Raw genomic sequence first — 5,221 nt, forward strand, 5'->3', positions numbered from 1 at the left:
CAACGTCCCCTTCGGGCTTGCGGCGATGCTGCTCGTGGGCCGCGGGGTTCCGGAATCCGCCCATGAGGCGGGCGTGCGGGTGGATCTCGGGGGCGCGGCGCTGTTCGCCCTTGGGGCGGGCGCCTTGATTTACGGTCTGGAGCTCGAATCCCCGGCGGCGCTTCTGCTGGCGGCCCTGGCGATGGCCGGTTTTGTGGTCTTCGAGCGACAGCAGTCGCTTCCCCTTATCCCCTTCCCCGCCCTGCGGCGGCCGTTTGCCTTCCGCGGCTTCCTGGGGAATCTCCTGGGGGGGATGGCGTTCTTCGGGATGACCGCATATATTCCGTTGTTCATTCAGATCGCACGGGGACAGAGCGCTACCATAGGCGGTCTCCTGCTCTCCCCGATGACCGTGGGTTGGACCGTAAGCAGCGTGCTGACGGCTCGCTGGTTACCCCGTTGGGGGCCCCGGCCGCCGGCCCGATGGGGGCCCGTCGCGATGGTCGCGGGGTTTGGGGCGTGGGCGCTGGCGCGGCAGGCCCCTCTACCCCTGTTGGGCCTGGCAGGGCTGATCGTGGGATCCGGGATGGGCGTTGTGATGCTGGCTCTCTTAGTTTGCGCCCAAGAGGAGGCCCCCCGGGATGTGCTGGGAGTGGTCACCGCGATGTTGCTGTTCGCTCGGAACATCGGTGGGTCCATGGGGGCTGCGGTCATGGGGGCGGTGCTGGGCCCTGCCCTCTCCGCGGGCGGGGAGGCCCTCTTGGCCGCCTTTTGGAGGGTTCCCTTCCTGGCGATGATCCTCGCGATGGGGATCCTCCTGATCGGCTTCGGCGTGCCCGATCTCCCGGCCCGGAAAGCCGAGCCCCGAGGGGAGCAAAAGCAGGCCGCATCGATCCTCGAGTGATTGCGGCAGATATCAAGGTGGGTTGCTTCAATCGGAGGTTGAGACCCGCCGCCTTCGGCGGTCCCTGAAGGGTCTTTCTCCTCTTGCGGCAGCCCAGAGGGCTGCCGCAAGAGGAGGAGGAAATAGAAATAGAAAGAGAAACAGGAAAGGGCAAATAGTCTTTCCACCAAATATGGAAAGGCATAGTGAGGCGGATGATGGAGCAACGAGAGCGGCTGTGGACGATCGGGGAAGTTGTTAACCATTTGCGGGAGCGGTTCCCGGATGTGACCCCGAGCAAGTTGCGCTATTGGGAGAAAGCGGGCCTGATCCGCCCCAGGCGCACCCATGGCGGGCATCGCCTGTATTGTCCCATGGATGTCGAGCGGCTGGCTCTGATCTTGAATCTGCGGGCTCGCCACCGGCTCCCGCTTCCCGTTGTGCGGGCGATGCTCGATCGCTTGGAGGAGGACCCGGCGCTGAACCTGGGCGCTGTGGAGGCGCTGTTGCGGGTTCTCCAGGAATCCGAGGGGGAGCAGCTGGTCGCCTTAACGGCGGAGGAGGCTGCCCGGCGGGCGGGGATCTCCATTGAACAGCTCCGGCGGATGGAGGCGCTGGGCCTGCTGCCGGATGGAGTACCCAACGAGGAACGGCGCTACAGCCTGGAGGATGTGGCGCTGATGCAGGTGGTGCGGGATTTGGAGGCGATGGGGGTCACGTGCCAGAACCTGGCCTTTTATGTGCGCCTGGTCCGTGCCCAAGTTCGACACGATGTGGCGATCTATATGCCTTTGGTGGGGGACTTGGATACGGATGCAGAGCGGATCGGGCGGTTTCGGGAGCTCCATCGTCTGATCCAAGCCCTGATCGGTCTCCTTTATCGCAAGTATGTGCGCCGGGCGCTCATGCGGCGCTGGATCCGTCGCGCAGCTCGCTCCTCGAGGCGTTGATCTCGGCTCGTGGCGCTGTGGATCGATGGAGGCGGACAAGCCCCAACAGCCCAACAGGCCGCATGGAGGGGACGCTCCTTCGGGGTTTAGGGGCGCCAGAGGCGCCCCTAAACCCCGAAGATCCTCCAAAACCATAAGGGGTGATCCTCGTGCGCGAAGCCCTTCAATCCTTTTTTGAGGCGAACCGGATCATCGTGTATTCCATATATGGCCAGGTCTTCTTCACGATGGGTGTGATCCTGGCCATTCAGAGCTTGCGTCACAGCCGGCTGCGGCTGGCGCAGGCCCTGCCGTGGTTGGCGCTCTTCGGGATCCTCCATGGCCTCCATGAGTGGGGAGACGTGTTCATTCCGATCCAGGCGACTTATCTTCCTGATTTTCTGATCAAACTGCTGCGCATCGCCCAGGTTTTCCTTCTCGCCCTTTCGTTCCTTTGTTTGTTCCAATTCGGGATCAGCACATTCAGCCCGCTGCCCACTAAGTGGCAGTGGTCCTTCTGGCTTCCTACAGCCATTTTTGTGGTCTGGTTGCTCGGGCCGTTCTATTTGGGCTTGACGATGCTTCCAGAGCTTAAGGATTGGTACGCAATTGCCGCCGCCACAGCTCGCTATGCGCTGGGGTTGCCTGGAGGGTTGATTGCCGCCTACGGCCTACGGGTTCATGCCTATCAGCACATCGCCCCGTTGGATCTTCCATATATCATTCGGACCTTACGGATTGCGGGCTTGGCGATGGCTGGCTATGGCATCGCAGGAGGGGTTTTCGGTCCGGCGGCGCCCTTTTTCCCGGGGAACGTCTTCAACGAGATGGCAGTGTTTCAGACAATTGGGATCCCGATGCCGGTTTGGCGATCCCTGCTGGGCCTGATCCTTTTAATCACCCTCTTGCAGTCCCTGGAGGTTTTCCAGGTCGAGATCGATCGGCGGATCGAGGAGATGGAGCGAGCGAACATCCTGGCCATGGAGCGGGAGCGGATCAGCCGGGATCTCCATGATCGGATCCTTCAGCAAATCTACGCCGCCGGGTTGCTGGCGGAGGCCCTGCGGGAACGATGCGAGCCGGACTCATCGATGGCTCAGGTCCTGGATCAGATGCTTCTTGCCTTGAATCGTGCGATCGAGGATGTCCGCATTTACATTTCCACTTTGCAGGGCATCTCCCGCCCGGGGCATCTGCGCCCGTTGTTGGAGGAAATCGCGCGGGATCCCCGGTTCCGGAGCATCATTGACATTGAGGCGCAGCTGGATGTTCCAGATCTGTTTCTGGGGCCGGAGCAGGCTGCTCACCTGGCTGCCATCCTCACCGAAGCTTTCAGCAACGTGATCCGCCACGCTCGAGCCCGGCGGGCGATCCTGAAGGCTCAGATCGAGGATGGCCGCCTGCGGATTGGGGTATGCGACGATGGAATTGGGATGGGCCCGGATCATCCGATTGGGATGGGGTTGCGGACCATGCAGGAGCGGGCGCGGTTGCTGGGGGGCGTTCTGCGAATCGAGAGCCAACCCGGACATGGCACATCGGTATGGCTTGAGGTGCCAGTGGAGCAGAAGGCATGAAGCGGTTGCGGGTCCTGGTGGTGGACGATCACGAGGTGGTCCGATTGGGATTGCGGCTGCTGTTGCAGAACCGGCCGGAGTTCGAGCTAGTGGGGGAGGCGGAGACCGGGGCGCAGGCCATCGCCCTGGCAGAGCGCCTGCGGCCGGATTTGGTGATCCTGGACGTTCGCCTCCCGGACCGGGATGGTCTGGAGGTCTGTCAGGAGATCACGCAGCGTTTCCCAGATACCCGGGTGTTGATCCTGACCGCCTATCCCAGTGAAGAGTTCATCGTACGGGCCATTGAGGCAGGAGCATCAGGCTATGTGTTGAAGCGAGCGGGGAGCCGGGAGCTTATACAAGCCCTGGAGGCCCTGGCCCGGGGCGAGGCGATCCTGGACCCCGCGGTCACCCGGAAGGTGCTGGAGCAGTTCCGCCAGCGGTCGCGGGCGGCGCAGGCGGATGCCTTCAAAGATCTCACGCCACGTGAGCGGTTGATCCTGGCCCGCATTGCGGAGGGGAAGACCAACAAAGAGATCGCGGAGGAGCTCTTCCTGACCGAGAAGACTGTGCGCAATTACGTCAGCATCATCCTGGACAAGCTGGGCCTCTCCAACCGGGTAGAGGCCGCGGCCTATGCGCTTCGGCATCGAATTCATGACTGGATCGTAGAGGAGAAAGGATCATAGATCACCCCGCGCCACACAGGACGGATGCAGGGGCCGGCCTTGTGCCTGCCCCGGGCACCCATGTAGGGGCACCCACAAGGGGTGCCCCTACATCCTTCCCGCGATCACACCCCAGCGGAATTCCCTGTGGAAGGATCATCCATACACGTGGGGGCGTCCGCCCTGTGAAGGGCGGGCCGCGTCAGCAACCCGCTTTGCGGCGAAGCCGTTAGAACACATAAGGAGCGGTGATCGGATTCCGCTTTAACGCGCGCCACTCGGCCTCATCGACCGGCCGTGGTGCATCCCGCTCCGCGTCCACCGGGCATAGGAAGCCGAACGGTTCGTCGCCATCGTTGATCCAGCGATGGGGCACCTCCGGAGGCACGTAAACCACATCCAAGGGGGCGACCTCGAACACCTCCGGACCGACCAGCGCCTTGCCTCGTCCACGGATGACAACGATGAAGTGGACATGCTGATGCTTCTCCAAGCTGGAATACCCGCCCGGCGCGAGCTCAAAGTAGCGCAGCTGGAACCGACATGGGGCCTCCGGAGGGCCGCCGATCACGAAACGGGTGACCCCTCGCCAGCCGAACCCTCGCTCCTCTCCCAGGCTGAACTTGTAGGCTTGAGGCTCGATCCCCTCCCACCGAAACGTCTCCGGATGGAAGAGGATGCGACGGCCCATCCTCAGGATCTCCTGAACCGCTGGCTCGCTCATCAGGATGACCTCCGTTGGGCTGGGTCTTGGTTCCCTTTTGGGATTTTTGGACTGGGGGTCGCCGAAGGCAATCCCCAGTCCAAAAGTGGACTGAGCACGAGGTCCCTAAAGTGTTTGAGTTATTTTAGCGCTCTTGTTAAAGTGAGTGAAAATCGCGAGGAGGGAGCCGATGCCCGAGCGGATGTTAGCGGCCCGCCTGTATGGGCCTGGAGACCTGCGCCTGGAGGAAGTTCCCGTGCCGGATCCCGGCCCAGGGGAGGTGATCCTTCGAGTAGAGCGCGCGCTCACCTGTGGCACCGATGTCAAGATCTTCCGGCGGGGGCATCATCCCGCCCTGGGTCCGCTGCCTTCCCTGTTTGGCCATGAGGTGGCCGGTGAGATCGTCGCGGTCGGGGAGGGCGTAGAAGCCTTTCGCCCTGGTATGCGGGTGGTGGCGGCCAACTCTGCCCCCTGTGGGTCGTGCCGGTTCTGTCAGCGAGGGG

General features: G+C 62.8%; 6 protein-coding genes. 5 read left to right on the forward strand and 1 reads right to left on the reverse strand.

Annotated features, from left to right (window positions below; all coding sequences use genetic code 11):
• From ACFMO5_RS10675 to ACFMO5_RS10690, 4 genes are all read left to right on the forward strand, one after another.
• A partial coding sequence (locus ACFMO5_RS10675) for an MFS transporter (RefSeq protein WP_376792737.1) occupies window positions 1–883 on the forward strand: 883 nt, incomplete at its 5' end.
• Between the two features lie 197 nt (window positions 884–1,080).
• Entirely contained in the window at window positions 1,081–1,812 is a 732-nt protein-coding gene (locus tag ACFMO5_RS10680) for a MerR family transcriptional regulator (RefSeq protein WP_376792738.1), read from the forward strand.
• 149 nt (window positions 1,813–1,961) lie between these two features.
• Entirely contained in the window at window positions 1,962–3,368 is a 1,407-nt protein-coding gene (locus ACFMO5_RS10685) for a sensor histidine kinase (protein ID WP_376792739.1), read from the forward strand.
• Complete coding sequence (locus ACFMO5_RS10690; RefSeq protein WP_376792740.1) at window positions 3,365–4,036, forward strand: response regulator; 672 nt, start codon at window positions 3,365–3,367, stop codon at window positions 4,034–4,036. The genes ACFMO5_RS10685 and ACFMO5_RS10690 overlap by 4 nt, the downstream gene beginning before the upstream one ends.
• Before the next feature lie 208 nt (window positions 4,037–4,244).
• On the opposite strand, the gene ACFMO5_RS10695 is transcribed toward ACFMO5_RS10690, so the two are convergent.
• Window positions 4,245–4,739, reverse strand: a complete 495-nt coding sequence (locus ACFMO5_RS10695; protein ID WP_376792741.1) for a cupin domain-containing protein — start codon at window positions 4,737–4,739, stop codon at window positions 4,245–4,247.
• A 169-nt stretch (window positions 4,740–4,908) separates the two neighbouring features.
• Here ACFMO5_RS10695 and ACFMO5_RS10700 point away from each other — a divergent pair.
• On the forward strand, window positions 4,909–5,221 hold a 313-nt coding region (locus ACFMO5_RS10700), incomplete at its 3' end, for an alcohol dehydrogenase catalytic domain-containing protein (protein WP_376792742.1).

This window comes from Thermoflexus sp. (assembly GCF_042408365.1).
GTDB lineage: Bacteria > Chloroflexota > Anaerolineae > Thermoflexales > Thermoflexaceae > Thermoflexus.